25 protein-coding genes are annotated in these 22,519 nt (G+C 48.2%); 19 read left to right on the top strand and 6 right to left on the bottom strand.

Translation table 11 applies throughout. From position 1 onward, the window contains the following. Positions 1 to 456 precede the first annotated feature (456 nt). From BTA35_RS07650 to BTA35_RS07620, 7 genes are all read left to right on the top strand, one after another. Positions 457 to 1,752 carry an NAD(P)/FAD-dependent oxidoreductase gene (locus BTA35_RS07650; protein WP_078319214.1) on the top strand — a complete coding sequence of 432 codons (1,296 nt, stop codon included), beginning with the start codon at positions 457 to 459 and terminating at the stop codon, positions 1,750 to 1,752. Positions 1,753 to 2,010: 258 nt separating this feature from the next. Beyond that, entirely contained in the window at positions 2,011 to 2,703 is a 693-nt protein-coding gene (locus tag BTA35_RS07645) for a TetR/AcrR family transcriptional regulator (protein WP_078319213.1), read from the top strand. 155 nt (positions 2,704 to 2,858) lie between these two features. Further along, positions 2,859 to 3,233 carry a cupin domain-containing protein gene (locus BTA35_RS07640; protein ID WP_078319212.1) on the top strand — a complete coding sequence of 125 codons (375 nt, stop codon included), beginning with the start codon at positions 2,859 to 2,861 and terminating at the stop codon, positions 3,231 to 3,233. A gap of 234 nt (positions 3,234 to 3,467) precedes the next feature. Beyond that, positions 3,468 to 3,884: a DUF6463 family protein gene (locus BTA35_RS07635; protein WP_078319211.1), complete on the top strand. Its 417-nt coding sequence runs from the start codon at positions 3,468 to 3,470 to the stop codon at positions 3,882 to 3,884. Then, positions 3,865 to 4,416: a TetR/AcrR family transcriptional regulator gene (locus tag BTA35_RS07630; RefSeq protein ID WP_078319210.1), complete on the top strand. Its 552-nt coding sequence runs from the start codon at positions 3,865 to 3,867 to the stop codon at positions 4,414 to 4,416. Before BTA35_RS07635 ends, BTA35_RS07630 begins: the two co-directional genes overlap by 20 nt. Positions 4,417 to 4,471: 55 nt before the next feature. Continuing rightward, the gene (locus BTA35_RS07625) at positions 4,472 to 5,023 is read left to right on the top strand and encodes a DUF2867 domain-containing protein (protein ID WP_078319209.1); all 552 of its coding nucleotides are present in this window, start codon (positions 4,472 to 4,474) and stop codon (positions 5,021 to 5,023) included. A 259-nt stretch (positions 5,024 to 5,282) separates the two neighbouring features. Further along, a complete protein-coding gene (locus tag BTA35_RS07620) occupies positions 5,283 to 5,537 on the top strand; it encodes an FmdB family zinc ribbon protein (RefSeq protein ID WP_078319208.1) in 255 nt (84 codons plus the stop codon). Positions 5,538 to 5,646: 109 nt separating this feature from the next. On the opposite strand, the gene BTA35_RS07615 is transcribed toward BTA35_RS07620, so the two are convergent. Next, the gene (locus BTA35_RS07615; protein ID WP_078319207.1) at positions 5,647 to 7,152 is read right to left on the bottom strand and encodes an aldehyde dehydrogenase; all 1,506 of its coding nucleotides are present in this window, start codon (positions 7,150 to 7,152) and stop codon (positions 5,647 to 5,649) included. Positions 7,153 to 7,559: 407 nt separating this feature from the next. Here BTA35_RS07615 and BTA35_RS07610 point away from each other — a divergent pair, with 407 nt between their 5' ends. After that, positions 7,560 to 9,503 carry a methyl-accepting chemotaxis protein gene (locus BTA35_RS07610; protein WP_078319206.1) on the top strand — a complete coding sequence of 648 codons (1,944 nt, stop codon included), beginning with the start codon at positions 7,560 to 7,562 and terminating at the stop codon, positions 9,501 to 9,503. A 75-nt stretch (positions 9,504 to 9,578) separates the two neighbouring features. Here BTA35_RS07610 and BTA35_RS07605 read toward each other — a convergent pair whose 3' ends face one another. After that, positions 9,579 to 10,508, bottom strand: coding sequence for a LysR family transcriptional regulator (locus tag BTA35_RS07605; protein ID WP_078319205.1), 930 nt, complete (start codon positions 10,506 to 10,508; stop codon positions 9,579 to 9,581). 227 nt (positions 10,509 to 10,735) lie between these two features. On the opposite strand from BTA35_RS07605, the gene aptA reads away from it, so the two are divergent. Together aptA and BTA35_RS07595 are read left to right on the top strand one after the other, a co-directional pair. Next, positions 10,736 to 12,100: an omega-aminotransferase AptA gene (aptA, locus tag BTA35_RS07600; RefSeq protein ID WP_430522260.1), complete on the top strand. Its 1,365-nt coding sequence runs from the start codon at positions 10,736 to 10,738 to the stop codon at positions 12,098 to 12,100. Positions 12,101 to 12,145: 45 nt separating this feature from the next. Continuing rightward, positions 12,146 to 13,651, top strand: coding sequence for a CoA-acylating methylmalonate-semialdehyde dehydrogenase (locus BTA35_RS07595; protein ID WP_078319204.1), 1,506 nt, complete (start codon positions 12,146 to 12,148; stop codon positions 13,649 to 13,651). A gap of 211 nt (positions 13,652 to 13,862) precedes the next feature. On the opposite strand, the gene BTA35_RS07590 is transcribed toward BTA35_RS07595, so the two are convergent. After that, positions 13,863 to 14,042, bottom strand: coding sequence for a DUF6435 family protein (locus tag BTA35_RS07590; RefSeq protein WP_078319203.1), 180 nt, complete (start codon positions 14,040 to 14,042; stop codon positions 13,863 to 13,865). Between the two features lie 325 nt (positions 14,043 to 14,367). Here BTA35_RS07590 and BTA35_RS07585 point away from each other — a divergent pair, with 325 nt between their 5' ends. From BTA35_RS07585 to BTA35_RS07570, 4 genes are read left to right on the top strand one after another with little or no spacing between them, the layout of a single operon-like run. After that, the gene (locus BTA35_RS07585; protein ID WP_078319202.1) at positions 14,368 to 15,456 is read left to right on the top strand and encodes a nucleotidyltransferase domain-containing protein; all 1,089 of its coding nucleotides are present in this window, start codon (positions 14,368 to 14,370) and stop codon (positions 15,454 to 15,456) included. Then, on the top strand, positions 15,449 to 16,324 hold the full coding sequence (locus BTA35_RS07580; RefSeq protein ID WP_078319201.1) for a hypothetical protein: 876 nt from the start codon (positions 15,449 to 15,451) through the stop codon (positions 16,322 to 16,324). The genes BTA35_RS07585 and BTA35_RS07580 overlap by 8 nt, the downstream gene beginning before the upstream one ends. 49 nt (positions 16,325 to 16,373) lie before the next feature. Continuing rightward, on the top strand, positions 16,374 to 17,669 hold the full coding sequence (locus tag BTA35_RS07575) for a ThiF family adenylyltransferase (protein ID WP_078319200.1): 1,296 nt from the start codon (positions 16,374 to 16,376) through the stop codon (positions 17,667 to 17,669). Then, the gene (locus tag BTA35_RS07570; protein ID WP_078319199.1) at positions 17,669 to 18,727 is read left to right on the top strand and encodes an SAVED domain-containing protein; all 1,059 of its coding nucleotides are present in this window, start codon (positions 17,669 to 17,671) and stop codon (positions 18,725 to 18,727) included. The genes BTA35_RS07575 and BTA35_RS07570 overlap by 1 nt, the downstream gene beginning before the upstream one ends. A gap of 210 nt (positions 18,728 to 18,937) precedes the next feature. Here the strand turns inward: BTA35_RS07570 and brnA are convergent, their stop codons facing one another. Together brnA and BTA35_RS07560 are read right to left on the bottom strand one after the other, a co-directional pair. Continuing rightward, the gene (gene brnA / locus BTA35_RS07565) at positions 18,938 to 19,180 is read right to left on the bottom strand and encodes a type II toxin-antitoxin system BrnA family antitoxin (RefSeq protein ID WP_078319198.1); all 243 of its coding nucleotides are present in this window, start codon (positions 19,178 to 19,180) and stop codon (positions 18,938 to 18,940) included. Further along, the gene (locus BTA35_RS07560; protein ID WP_078319197.1) at positions 19,167 to 19,433 is read right to left on the bottom strand and encodes a BrnT family toxin; all 267 of its coding nucleotides are present in this window, start codon (positions 19,431 to 19,433) and stop codon (positions 19,167 to 19,169) included. Before BTA35_RS07560 ends, brnA begins: the two co-directional genes overlap by 14 nt. A 255-nt stretch (positions 19,434 to 19,688) precedes the next feature. On the opposite strand from BTA35_RS07560, the gene BTA35_RS07555 reads away from it, so the two are divergent. The 5 genes from BTA35_RS07555 to BTA35_RS07530 all read left to right on the top strand — a co-directional run bounded on the left by BTA35_RS07555 (position 19,689) and on the right by BTA35_RS07530 (position 21,756). Beyond that, positions 19,689 to 20,114, top strand: a complete 426-nt coding sequence (locus tag BTA35_RS07555) for a GNAT family N-acetyltransferase (protein ID WP_078319196.1) — start codon at positions 19,689 to 19,691, stop codon at positions 20,112 to 20,114. Positions 20,115 to 20,324: 210 nt separating this feature from the next. Then, on the top strand, positions 20,325 to 20,594 hold the full coding sequence (locus BTA35_RS07550; RefSeq protein ID WP_078319195.1) for a type II toxin-antitoxin system Phd/YefM family antitoxin: 270 nt from the start codon (positions 20,325 to 20,327) through the stop codon (positions 20,592 to 20,594). Further along, positions 20,595 to 20,894 (top strand): type II toxin-antitoxin system RelE/ParE family toxin, encoded by a 300-nt coding sequence (locus BTA35_RS07545; protein ID WP_078319194.1) that lies wholly within the window; start codon positions 20,595 to 20,597, stop codon positions 20,892 to 20,894. 261 nt (positions 20,895 to 21,155) lie between these two features. Then, the gene (locus tag BTA35_RS07535; RefSeq protein ID WP_078319193.1) at positions 21,156 to 21,434 is read left to right on the top strand and encodes a type II toxin-antitoxin system RelE/ParE family toxin; all 279 of its coding nucleotides are present in this window, start codon (positions 21,156 to 21,158) and stop codon (positions 21,432 to 21,434) included. A gap of 10 nt (positions 21,435 to 21,444) precedes the next feature. Continuing rightward, positions 21,445 to 21,756 carry a HigA family addiction module antitoxin gene (locus BTA35_RS07530; RefSeq protein WP_078319192.1) on the top strand — a complete coding sequence of 104 codons (312 nt, stop codon included), beginning with the start codon at positions 21,445 to 21,447 and terminating at the stop codon, positions 21,754 to 21,756. 151 nt (positions 21,757 to 21,907) lie between these two features. On the opposite strand, the gene BTA35_RS07525 is transcribed toward BTA35_RS07530, so the two are convergent. Beyond that, positions 21,908 to 22,450 (bottom strand): carboxymuconolactone decarboxylase family protein, encoded by a 543-nt coding sequence (locus tag BTA35_RS07525; protein ID WP_078319191.1) that lies wholly within the window; start codon positions 22,448 to 22,450, stop codon positions 21,908 to 21,910. Between the last annotated feature and the right edge of the window lie 69 nt (positions 22,451 to 22,519).

The following is a 22,519-nucleotide window of genomic DNA, read 5'->3' as shown; positions in this document are numbered from 1 at the left end:
AGGATTAGGGCGTTGTCTGCAGCTTTTATTGACCAGTTGTCTGGGTTGTTCGTGATTAACGGTTTGCGGTTCGGATCTTTTCCTTGCAGAAACAGAATTTTTTGTTGTGTGATTTATTGCTGAATGCAAACCGTTAAACCGAATTATGTTTCGGTTTCAAGGCTAGGTCAAAAGAAATACTAAAGCAATAGTAAATTTCTTATGAAATATCAAAAAGTGGTTATTTTTTCTTTTAAGCCCCTGTAAACCAAGCTTGTTTCATAAAATTATTAGAAGTATTATTCGGTTTGTTGCGGGGTTTTACCCTCTGGCGGCTACCTTTATCAAATATGCTTTATGACCTTAAATGCGTCATAAAGCGGTTTTATAAGCTTTATGTGCACATTAAGAGTGCGCATCGCAAAGACCACATGATGAACATGCAGAGCCCCAGAATGGTTTTTTGGAGATTTTGATATGACACAGGGCTATACACCCTCTTATTACGCCGACAGTGCAAACCCCAAGCCGGACTATCCTGCCCTTGAGGGTGAGGTGCAGGCTGATATCTGTATCGTAGGTGCTGGCTTTACTGGCTTGTCAGCGGCGCTGCACCTGGCGGAGCAGGGTTATCAGGTGGCGGTTCTGGAAGCGGAACGTATCGGCTGGGGAGCTTCCGGCCGCAATGGTGGCCAGGTTTGTCAGGGCCACAATATGAGCCATGAAGATCTGCAGAAGAAAGTGGGCCTGGCCGGTGCGGATATGCTCTGGCAGATGTCACTGGAGTCGGTCGATCTGGTGAAAGACCTGGTGTCCCGGCACGGAATCCATTGTGATCTGAAAAAAGGTGTGCTGCACGTTGCCGCTAAACCATCCCATAACGCAGATATCAAAGAGACGGTTGAGTATAAAAACAGAGTACTGAACTACGACGCCCTCAGGTATGTAGAGCCTGACGAGGTTTCTGACATGCTGGGCTGCGAGCGCTTTGGCGCCGGAGAGTACTGGACAGAAGGTGCGCATCTGCATCCACTGAACTATGCGTTAGGCCTTGCAGCAGCAGCAGAAAAAGCCGGTGTTCAGTTTTTTGAAAACAGTCGTGTCAGTCATTACGAACGCTGCCATAGCACCGCGGGCAAAGGGGTTGAGGTGTTTGGTGAGCAGGGCGCGGTAAAAGCCAAATACCTGCTACTGGCCTGTAACGGTTATCTGGGCAAGCTTGAACCCCGTATCGCGGGCAGAATTATGCCTATCAACAACTTTATTCTGGCGACGGAACCCTTGAGTGAGGCCACCTGTCGTCGCATTAACCGTGATGATGTTGCCGTAGCGGATTCCCGTTTTGTGATCAACTACTTCAAGCTGTCCGGTGATAACCGGCTGCTCTGGGGTGGCGGTGAAAACTACTCGTCAAAATTCCCGAAAGATATCGGCAGTTTTGTCCGCCCTTATATGCTGGAGTACTACCCGGAGCTGAAGGATGTGAAGATCGATTACGGCTGGGGCGGCACATTGGCGATCACAATGAATCGTATGCCGCACTTTGAGCGTATCGATGATGTCATCTTTGTGGCTCAGGGGTATTCCGGCCACGGTGTCGCACTGGCAACCCTGGGTGGCAAACTGATGGCGGAGGCGATAAGCGGTAGTGCCGAGCGCTTTGATCTGTTTTCAAGGGTGCCGACACCCACCTTTCCCGGAGGGACTCTGCTGCGCTGGCCGGGACTGGTGGCTGGCATGCTGTTTTATTCGCTACGGGATAAATTTTCCTGAGCGCAGAAGCTTCTGTACCTGTGGTTAACGCTGAATCTGGCGACCCACTGAAAGCTAAAAAATAATTAGGATCTGATATAAGGAGAGCAGGTTAATTATCAGAGATAAGGTCTTTGCCGGGCCTGATGGTCAGGCTGCAGTACCCGGTGATCATGGGGGATGTCCGACAGAGAAGTTCTGGGCAAACCCTATAGCATCCGTATAATGCGCCCTCATCAGAAGCAGCAGAATGACACGGCATACAGGTAAAGTGATTCTATGAATGATGCAAAGGCAGGCTCGAAGGCTCAGGCTGTATCCAGTGCGGTGCGCCGTAAAAAGCAGACCCAGAGTCTTGAGCCCCGTAATGCACCGGTTCAGGACCGATCCAAACAGCGTTCCCGGCAGATTATTGATGTCACCGGTGAGTTACTGGAAGAGGTGGGTCTGGATGATCTGAATACGATTCTAATTGCTAAAGCGGTGGGGATTTCAGTGGGTTCACTGTATCACTATTTTCCCAACAAACAGGCGATTTTGCATGCCATGGGCACCCGTTGGCTGGAGCAGGTTGAATCGGCTTTGGATGAAATCGCCAGCTGGCCAATAGAAACGCTGCCGCTGCCGGACCTATTGTCGAAAATGCTTAAAATCAAGCTGGGTGTTTACCGTCGTCAGAAAGCGATTCTGACCCTGGTTCAGGCGATGTTTTCTGTACCGGAACTGCGGGAGCTGGATGAGCGCCATGATGAGCTGGAGATCAGCCGTATGGCAGAGGTTTTTCGCCGTATGGGTATCAGGCGACATATTCGTGAGCGTGAGCGTCTCGGGCGTCTCTATCTGGAAGTCACCCATAGTGTTTTTCTGGTTGTGGTCAATCAGAAGGGAGACCGCGCTAAGCGCACACTAACGGATCTTGAATTTATGCTGAACGCCCTGCTGGCGGAATATTTGTCTGATTCTGACAGCTAAACCGGGCTTAAAACCACCTTCTCGGGCTTAAAGTGTCATCGCCTCGATTCAGGTCCGGTATTTTCTGTTCTGAGCAACGCTGTTATCTCTGAGTAAAACCTGCTCTCACGGTCAGGTCGTTTTAATGCACAACGACAACTAAAAGTGAGATCAAAATGACACAGGTAAAAAAGCTACAGCGGATACGTAGTGAATATAAAGCAGCTGATGGTGCAGATGAACCCATCAGTCTTGATCGGGTGATCTCGGGTAAGCCGATGGAGAGCGTGGAAAACCTCTTCACCAATAGCAAAGAAAATTTCTTTTGTGGTGTCTGGTCGTCAACCGAAGGCAAATGGAACCTGAATTACACCGAAGATGAGTTCTGCTACCTGATCTCAGGCCGCGCCATTCTTACGGATGCGGAAGGTCATCAGGAGATCCTGAGTGCCGGAGATGCTTTTGTGATTCCGGCGGGCTATAAAGGCAGTTGGGAAACCATCGGCCACGCGAAAAAATTCTACGCGATTTATGAAGAGAGCGAAGGCTGATGATCCGCTGACGTTTTTCTGATCCGCTCAGTAATTGCGGATACCCGAAAGCCCGGACAGGCAGATGCCTGACTGGGCTTTTTTTTGTTCGTATAAGAAACTCTGGTGCAACGTTTACTGGCTGATCATTCAACAAATTCTGGTCAAAGGTCAAAACATACTATACCGTATGGTATGTTTTTGGTTTTATTCGATCATGGCCTAATAACAGGGATAGGCAAAAAGGAGTGTTTTATGTGGTATCGAAATTCAGGTTGGCTACTCATCATTATCGCAACCATTCATAACCTACTGGGTGTCGTGTTGGGATGGGAGGTACTGCGGGGCATGGCAGAAGCCGGTTTCTGGAACACCGTCGAGCAGAATGGCCAGATCGACTTTGCCCGTAGCTCCATACTCTGGTTTTTAATGCTGGGGATTTTCTGGTGGGTGCTGGGTGTACTGATGCAGCAGTGGTTGAATCGAATCGGAACATTACCTCAATGGTTAGGATATGCGCTTTTGGCTGCAGGTTGTGTTGTCGCTTTTGTACTGCCTCAATCCGGAGCCTGGTTCTTTATGCCCCTTGGGTTGCTGGTGGCTTATGGTGGCAAGACAGCTGAATTAAAGCTGAACAAGAGACTTCAATACTATGAAAATGCTGAAAGATGACTGGCTGGCGCTGGGGTTGGAACTGCTGGTAGAAGCCGGTGTGGCGCAGGTGAAGATTGATCCCCTGTGTCAGCGGGCGGGGGCAACTAAAGGCTCTTTTTACCATCATTTTAAGAATCGTGACGTCTTTCTGACTGAGCTTTTAAGCTACTGGCGCGAGCATTACAGTCAGCAGCTGATCGATAAGGTGCAGAACCTTCCGGAATGGCAGCAGCGTCGAAATAGCCTACTGGATCTGATTGATGATAAAGCGTTGTCGGTTGAAAGCGCGGTGCGTCACTGGGCGTGGCAGGATGAGCTGGCGAAGCTGGCCGTGCAGGAAGCAGATCAGATTCGGTTGGATTATCTGACCGGACAGTGTTTCTCAATGCTGCCGGAGGCTAAACAGGATAAAGCGGAGCTACTGGCGGGCATTCTCTACTGGAAGTTTGTCGGCTGTGTGCAGGCGGGGGATCAGGTAAGCCGCGAGCAGTGGCGGCAGATGGATGATCTGATGGCAGAGATGATTGAAGGTTGGAGTGGCTTGGCCTGAGCCGTTTTAGCCTGAGCCATTCTTAGTCTGAAGAAAATTATAGGGAGAACTAACCATGGAAAATACGACCAAAGATGCGATAAACCGTCAGCCTATACCGCAAGGTAAAGCAGTGGTTTGTCCGCTGCCGGAAAACAGCAGTCTGCACGGAATGGCGAAAGGAAAAGGCTATCAGGATGCTTTTGCCTTTCAGCTGAAGGATCAGACTCAGGATGCCCGTCGTGTGTATCTGGCGATCTTCGGGCAGCTGCCGAAGCCGGTGCGTTTTATGATTAGCCTGCGCAATAAACTGGTGGGGTTGTTCGGATTCGAAACCAGTCCGGAAGGCATGGCCACTACCGCCAATAAAATAAAAGAGGGCGCTAAAGCCGGTGCAATGACCATCCTCAAAGCCACAGCAGATGAGGTGATTGTTGGCTCTGAAGAGCGGCATATGGCGGTCTGGTTATCGCTGCAGAACCATGAAGATGGTCTGTACACCCTGAGTACCCGTGTGAATCTGTATACCGGTATAGGGCGCGCTTATATGCAGGTGATTAAACCCTTTCATAAGGTGATCGCGGCTTACAGTATCGAGTCGGCCTTTAAGGCAGACCGACTCTCCTAAGCTCATCTCATTGCCGAAGTAATTCAAACGCGATGACTAAAGCTGATGGTCGGCCACAAACGCCAACGCCATCTGCCGAGAATCGTGAAAATTATCGAGTAGCTGGAACGGTTTCTGGGTGAGGTCTGGCCGGAAAATGAGGCATAGAGATTAAAAGCCCGCGCTTGAAAGTGGCTTTAAAGCCCCCTATCTAAGGACATTAAATAACCTTTTAATTTGTATTGATAAGCCGGTTTGCTAGAGAAGGATTGAATAAACCATGCCCACCTACGATTACCGTTGTGAAGCCAATGGCGAAGTGTATGAAGTGCGTCACCCGATGGCGCAAACCGTCGAGACCTGGGAACAGCTGTGCGAAGTAGGTGGTCTTGAGTTGGGTAATCTTGATCCGCAAACCCCAGTGACCAAGTTGCTGACTGCTGCGGGGGTGGTGAAGAGCTCTGCGCTGAGGAACCCGACTCCGCCGCCTTGTATGACGGGTGGTGGCTGTTCCGGCGGTGGTTGTGGCGTTTGACCGGTATTAACCGCTTAGAAAAAACAAAGCCCCGTTATTCGCACTGAATAACGGGGCTTTTGCTTAGAGGCTCTGCTTAGAGGCTGTGACGGGGTTCTCCGGCTACCGTTTACTCAAACTCAATCCAGGTGGTTTTCAGTTCGGTGTAGTCGTCCATGGCGTGCAGGGACTTGTCGCGGCCATTACCGGACTCTTTAAAGCCGCCGAACGGAACCGTGATATCACCACCAAAGTAGTTGTTTATGCCCATGGTGCCGGTACGAACTGCTGCGGCAACCTTATGTGCGGTGTTGATGTTCAGGCTCCATACGGCACCGGCCAGGCCGTAGGGTGAGTCGTTGGCGATGCGTATCGCGTCTGCGGCATCTTTAAAGCGGATCACAGACATGACAGGGCCGAAGATCTCTTCCTGGGCGATCGTCATGCTGTTATCGACCTCCGCGAAGATGGTCGGCTCATGGAAGAAACCACCCAGGGGATGCTCCATCACCTTGCCGCCGTAAACCAGCTTGGCACCTTCATCTAAGCCTTTCTGCACATAACCCTGAATGGTATCCAGCTGGCGCTGATCCACCACCGGGCCCATGTTGGTTGATGGGTTCAATGGGTTATCCGGGCACCAGTTTTTCGCCCGCTCCAGCACCATGGCCAGAAATGCATCGTAGATCTCATCCTGAATCAGCAGACGTGTGCCAGCGGTACAGGTCTGGCCTGAGTTAAAGAATCCGGCCAGTACTGCAGCATCCGCCGCTTTTTCTAAGTTGGCATCGGCAAATACAATATTGGCACTTTTGCCACCCAGCTCCAGGAAGGTTCGTTTCAGATTGGACTGGCCGGAATACTGCATCAGCAGTTTGCCCACGCCGGTGGAGCCGGTAAAGGTTTGACCGTCAATATCCGGGTGTAAAGACAGATGCTTGCCCAGGCTGATGCCATCACCGGGCAGCACCTGCAACACACCGGCAGGTAGTCCGGCCTGATGCGCCAGTTCAGCGATTTTAAGTGCTGTGAAAGGCGTTTTCGGGTCAGGTTTCAGGATCACTGAATTGCCGGTTGCCAGTGCCGGGGCCAGTTTCCAGGCGGTGGTCGACAGGGGGAAGTTCCAGGGCACAATAGCCGCGATAACACCCAGTGGCAGGCGTTTCACCAGCGCCAGTGTATCGGCGGCGGTGGGCGCGATCTCGTCATAGACCTTATCGGTGGCTTCCGCTGTCCAGCGCAGGGTGTTCAGGCAGCTGGGCACATCAACGTAGAAGCAATCACTGATCGGCTTACCGGCGCTCAGGCTTTCCAGCAGGGCGATCTCCGCATGGTTTTTCTCGATCAGGTCAGCCCAGCGCAGCAGTACGCGCTTACGGTCACCGGGAGCCATTGCTGACCAAACACCGGATTCAAAGGTGTCGCGGGCAACCTTAACCGCAATATCTGCATCTTCCGGGCCACAGTCGGCGACTTCAGTGAGGGATTCAGCCGTTGCCGGGTTAACGACCGGTTGGGTTCTACCGGAGCGGGCACTGACATTGTCGCCATTGATGATGGCGTGGTTAGGCATGGCGATGGTGTCAGCCATCTCCTGCCAGTTGAAATCAGTTACGGCAGCTTGCTGGGTGGTCATATTTTTATCCTGCTATGCTTTTTCTCGGGGTGCGAGTGTTCTTATTTGTTGAAAGCTTTTGCGAACGCAGATGGATTAATGCGAATCATTGTTCGGATTTTGCGTTGTGTTTTGTCCTGCCGTCAAGTGTGCGCTGAAGAAAGGTGACCAGCTATATCACCGGATAGGTATAAGTCGGGCAATGGGGAAAGCAGGTCTTTGGTTATAGCTTCGATGGTGACAGTAATATGTAAATTCTTTATATACTAATTGTAACAATCATGAGATAACTAAAAAGTACAAGGGATAAATACAGTAGCAGTCTACTGTGATCAGGGAAGAGTATTTAATTGGTTTGCGGCTTGCAAACCCTACCGTCATAAGGCGATTGAATATGATGACCCTCCTAAGTGTAAGTGAGGTTAACTATGGTTAATCCTCAGAATCTCAAGTTAAAAACCCTTCTTCTCGGCTCTATGGTTCTCGCCCTTTTATTGATTATCAGCATTATCAGTTACATCAATATCACAGGCTTCTCTTCGACGTTCAACACTCTGACTGAAAAAGAACTACTCCCCAGTATTGTGGATAAGGGCAAACTGCAGATCGAGTATCAGCTGAGTGAGCCTATTATTCTGTCGCGCAGCATTGCAGAGAATACGTTTATCAAACAATGGGCAGAAGGTGGTGAACCCAGTGAGGTGACGGCATCTGTGGAAAATTATTTGCAGAGCTTTGTAAGTAATAATGGCGCAGCGATGTCATTCTTTGTTTCTGGTTTGTCCAACAATTACTACACCAATAAAGGGTTCTTTAAACAGGTGTCACGGAGTGAGCCAAGGGATAGCTGGTTTTACAACTCGCTGGCATCAGGCAAAGACGTTGCCCTGAATATGCAAGTTGACGAAACAACCAAGAATCTTACGGTATATGTCAACGTGTTAGTGAAAGGGGAAGATGGTAAGGCGATAGGCGTTGCGGGCCTTGGTTATGATGTTTCTTCTATCATCAGCATTGTTGAAAGTGCCAAGGTGGGTGAGGCGGGTTTTATGTTTCTGCTGAATGCTGATAATCAGGTCGTTGCCCACCCGGATAATAGCCTGATTGGTAAACCCATTGACCAGTTAGGCTTTGACAGTTCACTGGTCACCGGTATGAAAAACAGTACTGAAGAGGTCAGTATCGGTAAAGGCAAATTAGAACGGCAGCAGATGTACGTCGCTTCCACCACGCTGACGAGTATTGGCTGGCGTCTGGTGACGGTATTGCCTCAGTCTGAGCTAACCGATCAGGTGAATAGCGTTGTCAGTAACTCTATTTTCTCCGGTATTGTATTGGCGGTGATATTCATACTGGTCTTTTATTATATTGCCCACAGTGTTAGTAAAAGCATCACCGGGGTCGGCGATAAGCTGAACAGTATGGCGGCATCGGGTGGTGATTTAACCCTGAAACTGGATGACCAGGCCCGAAATGAACTGGGTTATCTGGCCAGTGGTTTTAATGCCATTCTCAGTAAATTTGCCGAGCTGGTGCGAGAGATTACTCAGGCAGAACAGGCGATCAGTACCGGTGTCGGGCAACTAAAAAATATCGCAGAAGAATCGGTACAGTTATCCGATAGTCAGCAGCAACAAACTGAAATGGTTGCCACGGCTATTACTGAAATAGGGCAAACCATCAGTGAGGTCTCATCGATTGCCCAGACCACTGCAAATGATACCTCCAGTGCGGTAAAGGATACGCACAGCACCAATGATGTGATCGTTCAGCTTTCCGCAACGATGACGGACTTGGCTGAGTCGATGACCGGCAGTGAAAAGTCGATCTTAGAACTGGCCAATCAGGCTGATTCAATTAACTCTGTGGTTGATGTTATCAGTGGTATCTCAGAGCAAACAAATTTACTGGCACTTAACGCCGCTATTGAAGCAGCCCGAGCCGGTGAGCAGGGGCGTGGTTTTGCCGTGGTTGCCGATGAAGTGCGTACTCTGGCGAGTCGGACACAGGATTCCACCGAAAAGATTCGCACTCAGATTGAACAGCTACAGGAGGCTGCTGCGGCATCACTTGCGGTTACAGAAGAGGGGGCCAAAAGTAGCTCTGCATTAGCAGAACAGGCTGTTGAAGCCTCTTCATCACTGACTTCAATCCGTAATCGTTTCGATGTGATCAGTGAAGGGAATATTCAGGTTGCAGCCGCGACGGAAGAGCAGGCTGCTGTTGTGAACAGTATTAATGAATCAGCCCAATCAATTTCGGATATGGCAAGTACGATACACAACAGTTCGCAGAGTCAGATTCGTGAAGTTGAAACCTTAAATCAGCGTGCAGAGCATATGCGACGCATCATCTCTCAGTTTAAAGTTTAAAACGCCCGAATACATGATCCATTGATAGGGACATCATCACTGGCCGTTACTTGTCAAAGTAAACGGCCAGTTTTTTTATTCCTCATCTGCCGTTTTCGCCAGCTCTTCCAGATACGCAGAAAGAATCTGATTTGGCCGTGCGCCTTTTCGGGTAATGGCGCTGTAGTGAGTATGGAAAAAGCGCTTCTCCGGTTGCAGTGGCCGTAACCGGCCTTCAGTAACCCAGCGTTGGGCGTAGTGGGTGGGCAGAAAACCGATATAACGACCACTCAAAATCAAAAAGGCGATGCCCTCCCGGTCAGTGGAGCTGGCACTGGCCTTTAAAATCATCTGCTGCTTTTTAATCTGAGCCGCCTGGGCGTAAGCCGGCAGCACCGCATCATAATCCGCCAGCTTTTTATCACTCAGGCGACGATCATCCTGCGGATACAAAGGGTGCTGGTAGCTGCAATAGAGCAGGGACTGCTCCTGATACAGAGGTTGATAATCGATGCCGGGCAGCGTGCGCAGATCCGGTACTACGCCAATATGCAGGCTGCCATCCAGAACGGCGCTTTCAATATCATTGGGCGGGATCATGCGGATATTGATCACCACTTCCGGCCCCCGGTCTTTTAAAGCGGCCAGGGCACGAGTAATTCTCATTTGTGGCACCGTCACCATATTGTCGGTAATGCCGATATTCAGTTCGCCTTTCAGGTCCCGGTTAATGGCATTGATCTGGCTGCGAAAATCCTCAAGGCCTGCCAACAGCTGCAGGGTAGCCTGATAGACGATCTCGCCCTCCTCAGTGACAGAAAAACCGGAGCGTCCCCGATGGCACAGGCGGGCATTAATCAGGCCTTCCAGTTCTGTGACTGCCTGACTGATCGCTGGTCGGCTGATATTCAGTTGTACTTCGGCGGCGGCAAAGCCACCGGATTCCACAACAACCTTAAAAATACGTAACAGGCGAATATGGGCATCCCCCAGCTGGCGGGGCAGAAAATTATCTTTAGGCTTCATTGCGATTTTCCGGGGAGTGGCTGATAGCTTTTAGTTAACCAAATAGTTACATCAGAGTAAATATGTTGGGATTTAATAAACTAAGAAACTGCTGATAATGGAAAGTCGATCAAGGTGTTACGCGTTATCACCTGTCTGTTTACAGGGTTTAGCCGAACCGGTGGTTAGTGAATAACCCAGCCCTATACAGACAGAGGAACCCAATAACTATTTTACCGAGGTGTGATATGCCTTCTAACGATAGCCTGAAGCAAAAAGAGCAGCGCATGGCGAACTGTGATTTAACCCAGTCACAACTGGATGCCCACTGGATGCCTTTCTCCAGTAACCGAGAATTCAAAAAAGATCCGCGTTTACTGGTTTCAGCTGAAGGCCATTATTACACCGACGCAGATGGTCGTAAGATTTTTGACGGCCTTTCGGGTCTTTGGAACTGTGGTGCCGGTCACGCTCGCCCTGAGATCGTTGAAGCGGTTAGCCAGCAGGTCAAACAGTTAGATTATATCCCTGCTTTTCAGTACGGCCACCCTAAATCTTTCCAGCTTGCCGAACGCATAACAGATCTTATGCCGGATGATCTGAATCGTGTTTTCTTTACCGGCTCAGGCTCTGAAGCGGTTGAAACAGCATTGAAAATGGCCCGGGCCTATTGGCGTAAAAAAGGCCAGGGCACTAAGACCCGTTTTATTGGCCGTGCAAAGGGTTATCACGGGGTGAATTTTGGCGGTATCAGTGTTGGTGGCATCGGCCCGAACCGTGTGCTTTATGGTCAGGGTATTGATGCGGTGCATCTGCCCCATACGATGTTGCCTGATAATAAGTTTGTGCAAGGTATGCCGGATGATGGCGCGCACCTGGCGGACTATCTGGAAGAGCTGCTTGCGGTAAGTGACGCCTCTAATGTGGCCGGTGTTATTGTGGAGCCGATGGCCGGTTCTATTGGTGTGATTCCACCACCAAAAGGCTATCTGAAGCGCCTGCGTGAGCTATGCGATAAGCACAACTTACTGCTGATTTTTGATGAAGTGATCACCGGCTTTGGCCGTATGGGTTCTTACTCCGGCGCAGAAGAGTTTGGTGTAACGCCAGACCTTATGGTTGTCGCGAAGCAGATCACCAACGGTGTTGTTCCTATGGGTGGCGTGATCGCCAAACAGGAGATCTACGATACCTTTATGGATAACGGTGGCAAGGATTACATGATCGAACTGCCCCACGGTTATACCTACTCGGCACACCCGCTGGCCTGTGCTGCAGGTTTAGCCTCTTTGGATATTCTGGAAAAAGACCAGCTGATTCCCCGTGTTAAGCAGATCTCGCCTAAGTTTGAAGAGATATTGCACAGCCTTAAAGGTTCGCGCCATGTGACGGATATCCGTAACTATGGTTTAGCGGGTGGTATCACGCTGGAATCTGCACCGGGTGAACCGGCTTTGCGCCCTTATCAGGTGGCGATGAAGTGTTGGGAAAAAGGTTTTTATGTGCGTTACGGCGGCGACACCCTGCAGCTGGGTATGCCCTTTACCGTTGAGACCGATGAGATTGATAGCGTGATTAACGCAATCGGTGAATCTCTGAACGAAGTTGATTAAGACCGCGGAACCTTTACCCAATTCAAGCACCAGGAGCGAATCAATATGACAACGACATCAGATACAACCATCGGCCATCTGATCAACGGCAAGATCGTACAGGACGCCGAGCGCAGCCAGCCGGTTTACAACCCTTCAACGGGTGAAATCAGCAAGCAGGTGGGTCTGGCATCCAAAGCCACTGTTGAAGAGGCGATTGCCACAGCACAGGCGGCTTATCCTGCATGGCGTCAGACGCCACCGCTGAAACGTGCCCGTGTGATGTTCCGCTTTAAGCAACTGCTGGAAGAGAACGCGGACAAAATTTGCGCCATGATCGGCGAAGAACACGGCAAGATCGCCCACGATGCCATGGGTGAACTGCAACGGGGTATCGAAAACGTTGAGTTTGCCTGCGGTATTCCAGAGTTATTAAAAGGTGAATACAGCAAAAACGTTGGCCCGAATATCGACTCCTGGAGCGAGTTCCAACCCTTAGGTGTGGTTGCCGGTATTACCCCGTTTAACTTCCCCGCCATGGTGCCGATGTGGATGTTCCCGTTAGCTATCGCCTGCGGTAACACCTTTGTGCTGAAACCCTCTGAGCGTGATCCATCCTCAACACTGTATATCGCACAGCTTTTACAGGAAGCGGGTCTACCGGAAGGTGTGTTGAATGTTGTTAATGGTGATAAAACAGCGGTTGATACCCTGCTGACGGATAAGCGCATCAAGGCGGTTAGTTTTGTGGGTTCCACACCGATTGCGGAATATATCTACGCTACCGCCAATGCCAACGGTAAACGTTGTCAGGCTTTAGGCGGTGCGAAAAACCACGCCATTGTGATGCCGGATGCGGATATGGATAACGCCGTTAACCAGCTGCTGGGGGCGGCCTTTGGCTCCTCCGGTGAGCGCTGCATGGCCTTGTCCGTGGCTGTTGCTGTAGGCGACCAGGCCGCTGATGCCTTGGTCAGTAAACTGCAGGAAGCGATGAAACCGCTGAAAGTTGGCGCGTTTTCAGATCAAAGTAATGATTTTGGCCCAGTGATTACCGCCCAGCATCGGGATAAAGTCGTGGGTTATATCTCAAGTTCTGAAAAAGATGGCGCAACCGTCGTCGTTGATGGCCGCGAACCTCAGGTAGCCGGTTACGACAACGGCTTCTTTGTCGGCGCAACCCTGATCGACCGCGTCACACCGGAGATGGTTAGCTACAAAGAAGAGATCTTCGGCCCCGTGCTGCAGGTGGTGCGCGTTAACACCATGGAAGAAGCGATGCAGCTGATCAACGATCACGAATACGGCAACGGCACCTGCATCTTCACCCGCGACGGTGAAGCCGCCCGTTACTTCTCCGATATGATCGAAGTGGGCATGGTGGGTATCAACGTACCGCTGCCGGTGCCGGTTGCATACCACAGCTTCGGCGGCTGGAAACGCTCCCTGTTTGGAGACCTGCACGCCTACGGCCCGGATGGTGTTCGTTTCTACACCAAACGTAAAACCATCACCCAACGCTGGCCCTCCAGCGGCGTACGTGAAGGCGTCAGCTTCGCCTTCCCGAGCTGATCGACAGTCCTTACCTCTCTACGCACCGTAAAAAGTGCACCTTTTGATGCTTGTTGCCCCGGTTGACCGATCGGGGCTTTTTTTGTGGGTCGGCCTTCGACTCGTACTCCCGCTCCGCGTGGTAATGCATACGGGTCTTACACTGTATTGCGCGGCATCCAGCACTGGAATGACTCATTCATCATGTTCTACGTGGTAATGCATCCCCGTCTTACTTGGATTGCTCCGCCTCCAGCGCCGTAATCTGCTTGTAGATCGCCTCCGCCTCCTCCGTCAGAAACGAATAGCTTTTAATATCGCCATTACGCTGAGCCAGCATCGCCTGCTCCAGCTTAGCCGCGTATTCCTTTTTCAGTTTCTTGCTCGGGTCAGACTTAAAGAGAGAAAACATAGATGTACCGCCTACAGTTAAAAAGAATGTCAGGCTTGTACGAGGAAAACCGATAAGTCGATGTTGGGGGAGGAGAGGAATACTCAGAACACAACTCGTTCCTCACGTTCTACGTGGGAATGCATATCGGTCTAACCTGCAAGCATTTTCAACGTGCTGAAAGCATACTCTACTAAAGCGGCCCACAACTTGCGCTTTATCTGTCTATTCGTACCAGATAGGTATCAGCAGATTACTGGAACTTGTAAGAAAGTTTTAATTTAGCTCTTGAATTGGATGGTTCCATCACAATCTATAAGGATATCTTGCCTTCGGAGTCTACAGCATGCCAATCCAGACCCACTTCAATAATTTTGATAAAGCGATTTACTTAACAGGTCAGTCGCCAGGTTATAAAAAAGCTAAAGAGAAAGACGATAGTATTCTTAATGACTTAAAAAATCGCTTTATTGAGGAGGGGTATCCAGTAGTTGAGACCTTCTTACAGGGGTCTTTTTCAGTTAACACTGCAATCAATAGCCTCGAGGGCGACTATGACATTGATAGGGCACTAGTCATTGATGCAGACTCTGCGCCTGAAGATCCGGTCAAACCGAAAGATGTTGCGCTCGACGTTCTGAAGAAGAGAAGTTTTAAAAATCCAAAAGTCAAAAAGCCATGTGTAACCGCGGACTACTTAAGCATCAATCTGCACATTGACTACACAATTTACACTCGTGACTCCAGTGGGAACTATAAGCTAGCAGTGGGTAAGCTTGGCTCGTTAGCTGAAAATAAGGAGTGGTCACCTTCAGACCCTAAAGGCCTGATTGATTGGATCAACGAAGCCTCTGGTTATGGTGAAAGCTCTGTGAGTAAGAGAAAGCAGTTCAAGCGACTGGTTCGCTATATGAAACGCTGGAGGGACGTCAATTTCAATGAACAGTCGCGGAAAAAGCTTTTCTCTATCGGTCTGACTATCATGATTAAAGAGCAGTACCAGCCCGGTTACTGTTCAGATGTGAAGGATGATTTAACTGCGCTTGAACAGGTTGTCAGAAATATGCTGAATGCCGGATATATTCGACAATTGTATTCATACGACCAAGCCCTATATCGGCTATCCGTAAATTTGCCTAAATCTCCACATCGAGATGTTTTTCAACATAAAGTTGGAACTCTGTCAGAGCCAGGCAGTGATACCAACATTGGTACATTGTTTAGAAACAAGCTGACAAGTCTGCTGAGTAAGCTGGAGGAAGCCAGTAGCGAAACAGATGAGATCAAGCAATGCGGAATTTTGAATAAAGTCTTTGGTGATGACTTCAAAATTCCCAATTCTTCTGGCTCTAAAGGATGTGAATCAGTAGTAGGTGCAACAGCCGCATCATACTTCCCGACAGCTGGTGCTTCAGGGACTTCTCAAGGTGCATAAGCTCGATTACTCCAAGATATACGAGTACTTTCTGGACTCAGAATTTGATGTTGAGCCGTGGGAGTTTATGGGAGAGGATTACCTTCGCGTGTCCTTCGACGTTGAAGGGACGGTAGTCAGTCTTTTGCATCGCTATGTGGCAGAGATTACATCTCTGCCACATTTTTATTTGGATAATAATGAAAAATATGGGCAGCTAGCCCATGTGTTACTTTCTAGCGACCCTGCTATGAAAGGCTTGGGGTCGATATGTGTCAATAACTTGGATTCCGTTTCTGTTAATTATGAATGCCCTGAATTAGCTTTTGAAGAGTCAATTCGGCGGCATAAGGATCTTTTGACACGACTTATGATAGATCCTGAATTCAACAAAAGTGAACTTTTGAGGGAGTTTACAGCTAATTGGCAATGTACTTGGCTAAAGGAACAGTCCAAAAAAGTCGAATCTTTGATATGTGTTCGTGAGTTGAAAGACTTCCAGATTTTGGAAATCTTCAGACCGATATCGGGTTCTCATGTTAACCCCCTGGGTCAGTCCTATGTGGCGGTGTCGGAGCAATATTTGAAATCGAGTATTTCAAATTATTTGTCGTTGTCGATTCGTTCCAATGCTTCGGAGTATATTTCTGCATTTTATGCCTCAGTTGGGCAGGTCGGATTAGATTTTCCATCCGATGAGGCGGAATTAAAGAGGTGGGTATTACAATTTCTTGAACTGCTTAGTAGCGATGTTCGATCAGGGATCGAAAAATCTCTAAAGTCCCGGCGTGTAAAAGAGTTCTGGGGGGGTATTTGGTGTCGATACTCTTTCAGGTGTTTCATATTTTGGAGTTCGATTTTTTTGCAAATCCAAAAAGTCATTTCCTGATAGTTTTGAGAAACTGGCGAACTGGAGAGTTGAACCAGTTTCACTAATAATGATGAATAAGGAAGAACTTTTATTTCGAGGTGGAGCAGAGGATGCTCTTTCAGGTAAGAAAGTCTTACTTATAGGTTGTGGATCTGTTGGTAGTGAGATTGCAGATAAGTTAGGTGCTGCTGGGGTTGGTTCGTTATCTATAGTCGACCCTGATGAATATTCCCCATCTAATATATACAGACATTTACTGGATTCTCGGTGGCTGTTTGAGCCTAAGTCCTTAGCTGTTTCTTATCAGCTAATGTCTAAATACCCATGGCTTGAGGCGAACGGCATCATATATTCTCTTCTGAACCTTAGATATCAAGATATCTTGAGAGAGTTTGATCTCGTTATCGTGGCAATCGGTTCTCCTACACAAGAACGAATTTTCCAAGACTTCGTCGCTCAAAATAGCATTAACACCCCTGTTATTTATACCTGGCTTGAAGGCTATGGTATTGGTGGTCATGCGGTGCTTGATGTCCCGAAAAGTGAGGGGTGTCTGAAGTGTGCTTATGTTGATCCAGAGAATGGCCGTAGGGGACTGGCATCAAACCTGAATTTTCTGGAACCTGACCAAGAGGTAGTTAAAAATTTTGCTGGTTGTGGAGAGATGTTTATTCCGTATGGGCACCTTAGCTCAAGTCAGACAGCATTAATTTCTACGGATCTTGCTCTAAAATACTTGAGAGGAAAACAAACTGAATCCGCGAAGGTGAGTTGGAAAGGAGATGACGATGATGTCATAGATCAGGGCTTGAAGCTGAGCCGTCGTTATTCCTCATTTGATAAAAACCTGAAAGTTCAATCACTATGTCACCCAATGTGTGACGTTTGTTCAGATCAAAAATTTATCACATATGCAGGTCATGGCCTTAAGCTTCGAATTCCTGTTTCAGTAGCTGAAGAGCTAAAATCATATCGGCAAGAAGGTTCTAGTGATGTTGAATCGGCAGGCTTGTTGATTGGCTATGGAAAGGACAGCACTTACACTCTGTATCGAATTACCTCTCCTCAAAAATCGGATATCCAGAGTCGGGCATATTTTAAGCTAGATCCTGCTCCTCACCAGAAAATTGTTGATGAATACTTTTCTAGTTCTGATGGTTTGTTGGGATATATAGGGACTTGGCATACACATCCTCAATCCATTCCATCGCCATCTAATCTGGACTTGAATGATTGGCTGGTTCATGAATCTGAAAATCAAGACCGGCAGTTGTTTTTTATTATTATTGGGACTGATGAGTTGAAAATTTTTGGAATCATAGATGGAGAATCGGTGGAATTTGCTTTGGAGGATGACTGCTAATGTGGGAGAAGTTTAAGTGGCTTTGGGTTACGGCGTGGCGTCTCAAAAAATCCCCTTACCCTAAAATTTCTATTGGGGCCAAACTTTGTTTGTGGCCTTTTTCATTGTCGATACTATATTCCGCTATTGATGTGACTATAAGATTCAACTCTGAATCACCTGTTGAGTCTATTAGTGCTAGCCTTTCAGATGCATCGCAACCACTTTGGTTTTCTATATTCTTGATGGTTATTGGAGGCTATTTAATTTATTCGGATTTGAAGTCTAATGTTAGGCATACTTCTAGAGTTCTAATTTCTTCAATGCCTGGGATGTCGAGAGAATTTCCAGATGGGGTTCTAGATCGGGCAGAGAAAGAATTTTGCCGAGAGGCTGTGACGTTAGGCCAAGCTATAGTGGGGAGTGATGAGGATTTCAAACGACAGATCCAGCTTTATAATTCTGAGCTGTTGGTGGATATATTAAATCGTTTCATTGTTCATGATGACTGCAAGAGACTGTACTTTGGTGGTTTGGCTAGAATTCCACTTTTAGTCGCATACGGGTATATGCTGCGAAACTTGAGATGCTCAGTTATTTACTTCGATAAATTTCATCGAGATGGGGCTTGGAAACTGTTGGATGATGAGGATATGAAAATTGGTTTGTCTCCGCATCAAACAGCGGATATTAACCCAAATCAATCTGGGGATGTGGGGCTGGCTATAGGTTTCACTTCACCGATAAGCCAAGATCAGTTGCCAGAAGAATTGAGTAAAAATACTTTAATAGTCTCTTCGAATCAAAATTCTGAAAGGAATTTAGTTAATAATCAGGGAAATCTTAATAGAGTTTCAGATGAGATTTGTAAGGTCATTGATGAACTCTCAAGAAAAAGTGGATGTAAAAAAATCCATCTTTTTCTGTCAGTACAGTCCACGTTAGCGATTGATATTGGTAGGCGATATCAAGAGGGGATTCATAAGAATTGGGTTATCCATAATTATTCCCCTGATACAAGCTCGTACACATGGTCTTTGGAACTTTCAAAATCAGGTGTGAATTATATTCCTTCTTAGCAGGGTGGGGTATGTTCTGGTCAACAAAATCGGACACATTAATTTGCTAATTTGCCGCAGAACAGCGAGCTGAAAATTGCCATACTGCGGGAGCAGCTGGAATCCTCTCAGATTGAAATACCAAAGCCTTCAGACACTGATAGATAGAGGGGAAAGGCGCCACTCCCACGGAAATGCGGGAATGGCGATAGAGGGCAACTATCTTGAAAACTACCGGGACTTATGATGATGGGCGACGGCTTCCAGCCGTTCAGCCAGCCAGATTTTAATAATCGACTGACGGGTAACACCGACCCGACTGGCTTCTTTATCCAGTGATTCCAGCATCCAAGCCGGGAAATCAACATTCACCCGTTTTTGCTTCTGCATAGGGCGCTTGGCCTGTGACAGATCCAGGTCACCCAGAATGTCGTCGTCACTTTCAAATTTGGCATCAAATTCATGCGCTTTCATAGAGGTTTACCTCCGCTTTGCGGGAACGCCTGACCGAGATGATGCGGATGTGATCACCTCGATAGGTAATAATGCCAGACCAGTGTTTGCCGTTAAGCATTGCTATCACTAGAAACCTTGGCTCGTCACTGGTGTTGGCTGGAATTTCGAGCAAATCTGAGTCGTTCCATAAACCCTGCGCGGTATGGAAATCAATCCCGTGTTTTTCGAGATTGGACTGGCTTTTTTTCTCGTCAAACTCAAATGTCACCATGAGTAAAATTTATACCCTTTTTACTCATTCAGCAATGAGAGTTTTGCCGTGATCTGCTTATAGATCATCTCCGCTAGGGCGCTCATAATTTAGCTAACCCAAAACGAGCTTGTTTCTAAAAAGGCCGGAAATATAGAATAAACAAACGATGGCCGATAAAAACCGGCAATTGACAATTAACAACAGAGAGTGAGCTGTGGGCGGGAAAAGCAGGTTAGAAACAGGTTTTCCTACAGGCTCGTTAGGAAGTCTCGAATGAATCTCACATTCCGGCAAGCGAAAAACAAGGGTTTTGTTGAGCAACTGACTCTTCGGAACATGGAGCCGTACTACAAAGAACTTGGAATTCGCTGGGATCATGCGCTATTCGATGCGAACTGGAAGGAATTTGAGAACTACGAGATAGCTATAGATAAGTGTGCGATTGGATGCTTGCGATTGAGTCATGATAGTTGCGCCTATTACATTCGCGACCTTCAAATCAATCCGGATTGGCACAATAAGGGAGTGGGGACGCAGGCAATCAATTTCGCTATTGGTGTCGCCCGGAAAGAAGGCTTTCAATTGCTTCGGCTTCGTGTTTTTTGTGCAAACCCAGCAGCGGCTCTATATGAACGAAAAGGATTCAGGATCTGCAAAACTGAAGACGGGACTCACTATATGGAGCGGGAGCTTTCCTAACCAGTGCATCAAATTTGTTCCGGCTCGATGGGCCTCCACTGGATGCTCTAGTCGAGCGCCTATTACGCGAGCCTTCAGACTGTAGAAAAACCTCCCGATTGCGCCTCCGGCTTCATTTCGCAGGTGCGCATGATGCAAGCGTTATGTTTCTTGACCGCATCTGTTAACTGGTGCTAATAATGGCACCAAATCGTTGACCAGGTAATCAGTATGCACGTGAAATTTTCCGAGGATGTCATTCCTCTATCAGACCTGAAGGTCAACCCCGGAAAGGTGGTTGGTCGGGCGCAAGAGACGCATCGTCCCATCTTGCTCACCAGCCGTGGCCGCGGCATAGCTGTTGTTCAGGGGTTGGAGGATTATGAGAGAACCGCAGAGGAATTGCGGTTTGTAACGGCGGTGGCGCAGGGGCTTATGGATGTTCGCGAGGGCAACACCGTATCGTTGGAGGACGCTAGAAAAACGTTAGGTATCAAGTAAATGGAATTACGCATCGCACAGTCCGCTCTTGAGGACTTACAGGCTCTTCAGGCGTATTACAAAGAGCAGGGTGTGCCACATATCGGTGATGATTTCGTGGTTGCTATCCTGGAGCACTGTGAAATGCTTCAAGTCCACCCTGATGCTGGGCGAGTTGTTCCTGAATTCAACGTGGATCATCTTCGCGAGTTGATTCACGCGCCGTTTCGGGTTGTCTATCTCCGACAGGCTAAAGAGGTCGTGCTCATACGAGTCTGGCGGAGTGAGAGGCAGCTAGAATTACCAGAAAACCAAACATAATATCGACTGACGGGTAACACCGACCCGACTGGCTTCTTTATCCAGTGACTCCAGCATCCAGGCTGGGAAATCAACATTCACCCGTTTTTCTTCTGCATAGGGCGCTTGGCCTGCGTCAGATCCAGATCACCCAGAATGTCGTCGTCACTTTCAAACTTGGCATCAAACTCATGCGCTTTCATAGAGGTTTACCTTTACATCGCCTGCTGCAAATTAATAGTAACGCTTGGCGTTATTAACGCGCTGCGCTATTATCAGGTCATGATAGCATCGTTCAAATGTAAGGACACAGAAAAACTGGCCGGTGGTCACCGCGTAAGGCGGTTTATCAATTTCGAGCGTGTTGCTTTGCGAAAGCTCCGCCAGCTTGAAGTTGCCGGTCAGTTGAATGATCTCAAAGTGCCCCCCGGTAATATGCTGGAGCCGCTGTATGGAAACCGTTCCGGTCAGTACAGTATCCGAATTAATAAGCAGTTTCGGATATGCTTCCGCTGGACGAAGGCAGGGGCTGAAGATGTTGAAATTGTCGATTATCACTAGGAGGTCGTTTATGCGTGATCTCGATCCTGTAACGCCGGGCGAGTTGCTAAAAGAAGAGTTTCTTGAGCCGATGGGTATTTCTCAGTACCGATTGGCGAAGGAGATTGGCGTGCCTGCTCAGCGGATCGGTCAGATTATCGCCGGTAAGCGGTCGATAACCGCAGATACTGACCTTAGATTGTGCCGGTTTTTTGGCCTGTCTAACGGTTACTGGCTGCGTTTGCAGGTGGCCTATGATACTGAGATTGCAGAAGAAGCTTTGACTGATCAGTTAAAAAACATCCGCCCGTGGCAGGGTAGTTCCGGTGCTCATCTGATATAAGCTCTGGTTCAGTGATGGGCTCTGTGTATTGATGTACCCTCTTCAAAAACACAGTCCGCCATGCTGGCCGTTGTTTTCCGAGCTACCTGTTTACATAAAAAAGGCAGCCCAGGCTGCCTTTTTTTATATATCAGTATTTAAAAGCCGTAAGTTATTTTACAAACTTTTTAAATGCCTCATCTACCGGTGTATCTGCAAGATGGTTCGTGTAATTACTCATTACTTTTTGAGATAAACCAAGAATGATCTCAAGCAATTGCTGGTTGCCGTAACCTGCTGCAAAGAACTTTTCGATCTGCTCATTGCTGATCACACCACGCTCACGTGTCATGGCCAGTGTCGTTTCGCGAAGCGTTTCCAGCTTAGGGTTTTCAAGTGGTGTTTTGTTTACAAGTGCATCAACAATACTTTGGTCAATCTTCATTGCCGCTGCAATACCGCTGTGAGCAGGAACACAGTAATGGCAGTCGTGCTCTACGTTAATTGATTGCCACACTACTGTTAGCTCTTCTGCATTGAATGATGTTTTTTGAAACAGCTCATGCAGTACTTGGTAACCTTTAAGTAATGTTGGCGCTTCGGCCATGACGGCATGCAGGTTAGGAAGCATACCAAACCCTGCTACGGAATCAGCGAGTAGCGGTTTTGCGGCTTCAGGTGCGTTTTCTTGAGTGTATAAGGTAAATTCGGCCATGGTTGGCTCCTAATGATTCATCGTTTTAAGTTGCTTCGGGACACAGAGTATTTGATTTTGAGCGACTGC

Source organism: Oceanospirillum linum, assembly GCF_001995095.2.
Taxonomy (GTDB): Bacteria; Pseudomonadota; Gammaproteobacteria; order Pseudomonadales; family Halomonadaceae; genus Oceanospirillum; species Oceanospirillum linum.
Note: the sequence above shows the minus strand (reverse complement) of the source record. Positions and strands in the feature narration are given on the sequence as shown.

Bases quoted from the DNA above. Each gene is read 5' to 3' on its own strand.
- BTA35_RS07615 (WP_078319207.1), bottom strand. From the start codon at position 7,152: ATGACCACCCAGCAAGCTGCCGTAACTGATTTCAACTGGCAGGAGATG.
- BTA35_RS07645 (WP_078319213.1), top strand. From the start codon at position 2,011: ATGAATGATGCAAAGGCAGGCTCGAAGGCTCAGGCTGTATCCAGTGCG.
- aptA (WP_430522260.1), top strand. From the start codon at position 10,736: ATGCCTTCTAACGATAGCCTGAAGCAAAAAGAGCAGCGCATGGCGAAC.
- BTA35_RS07610 (WP_078319206.1), top strand. From the start codon at position 7,560: ATGGTTAATCCTCAGAATCTCAAGTTAAAAACCCTTCTTCTCGGCTCT.
- BTA35_RS07605 (WP_078319205.1), bottom strand. From the start codon at position 10,508: ATGAAGCCTAAAGATAATTTTCTGCCCCGCCAGCTGGGGGATGCCCAT.
- brnA (WP_078319198.1), bottom strand. From the start codon at position 19,180: ATGAAAGCGCATGAATTTGATGCCAAATTTGAAAGTGACGACGACATT.
- BTA35_RS07530 (WP_078319192.1), top strand. From the start codon at position 21,445: ATGCGTGATCTCGATCCTGTAACGCCGGGCGAGTTGCTAAAAGAAGAG.
- BTA35_RS07535 (WP_078319193.1), top strand. From the start codon at position 21,156: ATGATAGCATCGTTCAAATGTAAGGACACAGAAAAACTGGCCGGTGGT.
- BTA35_RS07620 (WP_078319208.1), top strand. From the start codon at position 5,283: ATGCCCACCTACGATTACCGTTGTGAAGCCAATGGCGAAGTGTATGAA.
- BTA35_RS07625 (WP_078319209.1), top strand. From the start codon at position 4,472: ATGGAAAATACGACCAAAGATGCGATAAACCGTCAGCCTATACCGCAA.
- BTA35_RS07575 (WP_078319200.1), top strand. From the start codon at position 16,374: ATGATGAATAAGGAAGAACTTTTATTTCGAGGTGGAGCAGAGGATGCT.
- BTA35_RS07595 (WP_078319204.1), top strand. From the start codon at position 12,146: ATGACAACGACATCAGATACAACCATCGGCCATCTGATCAACGGCAAG.
- BTA35_RS07585 (WP_078319202.1), top strand. From the start codon at position 14,368: ATGCCAATCCAGACCCACTTCAATAATTTTGATAAAGCGATTTACTTA.
- BTA35_RS07640 (WP_078319212.1), top strand. From the start codon at position 2,859: ATGACACAGGTAAAAAAGCTACAGCGGATACGTAGTGAATATAAAGCA.
- BTA35_RS07525 (WP_078319191.1), bottom strand. From the start codon at position 22,450: ATGGCCGAATTTACCTTATACACTCAAGAAAACGCACCTGAAGCCGCA.
- BTA35_RS07560 (WP_078319197.1), bottom strand. From the start codon at position 19,433: ATGGTGACATTTGAGTTTGACGAGAAAAAAAGCCAGTCCAATCTCGAA.
- BTA35_RS07650 (WP_078319214.1), top strand. From the start codon at position 457: ATGACACAGGGCTATACACCCTCTTATTACGCCGACAGTGCAAACCCC.
- BTA35_RS07550 (WP_078319195.1), top strand. From the start codon at position 20,325: ATGCACGTGAAATTTTCCGAGGATGTCATTCCTCTATCAGACCTGAAG.
- BTA35_RS07555 (WP_078319196.1), top strand. From the start codon at position 19,689: ATGAATCTCACATTCCGGCAAGCGAAAAACAAGGGTTTTGTTGAGCAA.
- BTA35_RS07590 (WP_078319203.1), bottom strand. From the start codon at position 14,042: ATGTTTTCTCTCTTTAAGTCTGACCCGAGCAAGAAACTGAAAAAGGAA.
- BTA35_RS07635 (WP_078319211.1), top strand. From the start codon at position 3,468: ATGTGGTATCGAAATTCAGGTTGGCTACTCATCATTATCGCAACCATT.
- BTA35_RS07630 (WP_078319210.1), top strand. From the start codon at position 3,865: ATGAAAATGCTGAAAGATGACTGGCTGGCGCTGGGGTTGGAACTGCTG.
- BTA35_RS07570 (WP_078319199.1), top strand. From the start codon at position 17,669: ATGTGGGAGAAGTTTAAGTGGCTTTGGGTTACGGCGTGGCGTCTCAAA.
- BTA35_RS07545 (WP_078319194.1), top strand. From the start codon at position 20,595: ATGGAATTACGCATCGCACAGTCCGCTCTTGAGGACTTACAGGCTCTT.